The sequence below is a fragment of the Rhodococcus sp. EPR-147 genome (genome assembly GCF_001647185.1).
Classification (GTDB): Bacteria; Actinomycetota; Actinomycetes; order Mycobacteriales; family Mycobacteriaceae; genus Rhodococcoides.
Window position 1 is genome coordinate 1 of record NZ_LVCU01000270.1, and the last position, 439, is coordinate 439.

Below are 439 nucleotides of genomic sequence, written 5' to 3' on the forward strand. Positions count from 1 at the left end.
GTCGTGTTCGGAGAGCAGCACCGACACGTCTTCGGTGCGCGCTGTGGGGACGTTCTTGCCGACGTAGTCCGCACGAAGTGGAAGTTCGCGATGGCCGCGGTCGATGAGGACCGCCAGCTGCACCGCACGGGGGCGACCGAGGTCACGCAGTGCGTCGAGCGCGGACCGTACGGTTCGCCCGGAGAACAGTACGTCGTCGACCAGTACGACCAGTGCGTCGTCGACGCCGCCTGTGGGCACCGAGGTGCGCTCGAGTGGTCGGTGCGGCTTGTTCCGCAGATCGTCGCGGTAGAGGGTGATGTCGAGGGACCCGAGCGAAGGCCGCACGCCCGAAAATGCCTCGATACGTTCTGCGAGTCGTTCCGCCAGCGTGGTCCCACGCGTGGGGATGCCCAGTAGCACCACGCGCGGCGAGTCCGCGGCGTCGAGGGCCGTCTTC

The 439-nt window shown here is 67.9% G+C and carries 1 protein-coding gene; it reads right to left on the reverse strand.

The window, feature by feature from the left end; translation table 11 throughout:
• Positions 1-439: bifunctional pyr operon transcriptional regulator/uracil phosphoribosyltransferase PyrR (gene pyrR / locus A2J02_RS12945; protein WP_068050558.1), on the reverse strand; the 439-nt coding region annotated here is incomplete at both ends.